Raw genomic sequence first — 700 nt, forward strand, 5'->3', positions numbered from 1 at the left:
GCGAGCAGGCGGTGGAGCGAGGGCGCCAGCCGCCTCCCCAGGGCGATCACCCCCCTCGTGATCCAGGACTCCTGCGAGGCGAACGCCGGGGGATAGCTGATGTCTCCGTTCAGCGGCCCGAGCACGAACGGGCGCCCGGTCCGCACGACCGTCAGGATCCTCGGGGAAATCGGGATCGGCTTGTGGACGAGGTCCACGCCGTCCATCGACTCGAGCAGCGAGGAGACGGTCCGATCCATCATGATCTTGAGCTCGAAAAGCCGGCGAAGCGAATCGAGTATGAAGCGAAACTGCCGTTTCCATCGACCGCCTCTTTCGAGCAAGCGGACGAAACGAACGAAGTGCAAGTCAGCGCCGAAGCAGCCCAGATGTGGCGGAAGGCCCTCGCCGATCGGATCGAGGACGAAGCCGAGAAGTATGTTCGTCGTCTGCGTCGATACGAGCCCGCGGATCGAGCCCGGCCGCCGGTTCATCCAGGATGAGCACCGAAGGATTATGGATCATGGCTCGGTCAGGTCAAAGACGACCTGGCTAGATATCCACTTGTCCGCAATACAAGAGCATGGCTTGAAATCCTGGCGTCTCTGCGAACGATCGCAGGGCAGTTTGAGTGAACAACATCGGCGGGAATTCGGCAGTTTCAGTGTGAGGTCGTAATGGCGAGTATCGGAGATGATATCTGGCTTCAAATAGAAGGAGC

Annotated in this window: 1 protein-coding gene; it reads right to left on the reverse strand. The window is 60.3% G+C overall.

Annotation, left to right across the window (positions count from 1 at the left end; genetic code table 11):
- A partial coding sequence (locus AB1L30_RS00755) for a hypothetical protein (RefSeq protein WP_367011435.1) occupies window positions 1-473 on the reverse strand: 473 nt, incomplete at its 3' end.
- Between the last annotated feature and the right edge of the window lie 227 nt (window positions 474-700).

The sequence above is a fragment of the Bremerella sp. JC817 genome (assembly GCF_040718835.1).
In the GTDB taxonomy this organism is placed as follows: Bacteria; Planctomycetota; Planctomycetia; order Pirellulales; family Pirellulaceae; genus Bremerella.